The sequence below is a fragment of the Vibrio sp. RE88 genome (genome assembly GCF_013113835.1).
GTDB lineage: Bacteria > Pseudomonadota > Gammaproteobacteria > Enterobacterales > Vibrionaceae > Vibrio.
The window spans coordinates 1-1,467 of the sequence record NZ_VTYQ01000023.1 but is presented as its reverse complement, the minus strand read 5'-3'; the positions used below and the strand labels follow the sequence as shown (position 1 = coordinate 1,467).

Genomic DNA, 1,467 nt, shown 5'->3' with positions numbered 1-1,467 from the left:
AATGAACAAGTCATTAGGATTTGAGAACTTTTAAATGAATAACAACGCATCTCATAGAGATGGGGATTGTTGTTATTCGTCAGCTTTCCAAATTGTTAAAGAGCATGTTTCTTCACAAGGAAGTTACATTTTCTAAAGACTTTCAGCGGCAAAAATCCAACCACGTACGTATTACTGAAGTGGTTTGGAAATCTGAATCCAAAAATACTTAGAGAATGGTGGGCGATACCGGGCTCGAACCAGTGACCCCCTGCTTGTAAGGCAGGTGCTCTCCCAACTGAGCTAATCGCCCACATAAGTTTTGATTCTTCGTGGAGAAGAATGGTGGGTCGTGCAGGATTCGAACCTGCGACCAATAAACCATCAATCTGTGTGGACACTCATCGTGAGTAATCATCGTATAAGGAGGTGATCCAGCGCCAGGTTCCCCTAGCGCTACCTTGTTACGACTTCACCCCAGTCATGAACCACAAAGTGGTGAGCGTCCCCCCGAAGGTTAAACTACCCACTTCTTTTGCAGCCCACTCCCATGGTGTGACGGGCGGTGTGTACAAGGCCCGGGAACGTATTCACCGTAGCATTCTGATCTACGATTACTAGCGATTCCGACTTCATGGAGTCGAGTTGCAGACTCCAATCCGGACTACGACGCACTTTTTGGGATTCGCTCACTTTCGCAAGTTGGCCGCCCTCTGTATGCGCCATTGTAGCACGTGTGTAGCCCTACTCGTAAGGGCCATGATGACTTGACGTCGTCCCCACCTTCCTCCGGTTTATCACCGGCAGTCTCCCTGGAGTTCCCGACATTACTCGCTGGCAAACAAGGATAAGGGTTGCGCTCGTTGCGGGACTTAACCCAACATTTCACAACACGAGCTGACGACAGCCATGCAGCACCTGTCTCATAGTTCCCGAAGGCACCAATCCATCTCTGGAAAGTTCTATGGATGTCAAGAGTAGGTAAGGTTCTTCGCGTTGCATCGAATTAAACCACATGCTCCACCGCTTGTGCGGGCCCCCGTCAATTCATTTGAGTTTTAATCTTGCGACCGTACTCCCCAGGCGGTCTACTTAACGCGTTAGCTCCGAAAGCCACGGCTCAAGGCCACAACCTCCAAGTAGACATCGTTTACGGCGTGGACTACCAGGGTATCTAATCCTGTTTGCTCCCCACGCTTTCGCATCTGAGTGTCAGTATCTGTCCAGGGGGCCGCCTTCGCCACCGGTATTCCTTCAGATCTCTACGCATTTCACCGCTACACCTGAAATTCTACCCCCCTCTACAGTACTCTAGTCTGCCAGTTTCAAATGCTATTCCGAGGTTGAGCCCCGGGCTTTCACATCTGACTTAACAAACCACCTGCATGCGCTTTACGCCCAGTAATTCCGATTAACGCTCGCACCCTCCGTATTACCGCGGCTGCTGGCACGGAGTTAGCCGGTGCTTCTTCTGCAGCTAACGTCAAA

At 50.3% G+C, this 1,467-nt stretch carries 1 tRNA gene and 1 rRNA gene; both read right to left on the bottom strand.

Going from position 1 to position 1,467, the window contains the following annotated elements:
• Positions 1-216 precede the first annotated feature (216 nt).
• Positions 217-292 (bottom strand) — tRNA-Val (locus tag F0265_RS24465).
• 109 nt (positions 293-401) lie between these two features.
• Positions 402-1,467 (bottom strand): 16S ribosomal RNA (locus tag F0265_RS24460); the annotation flags it as partial.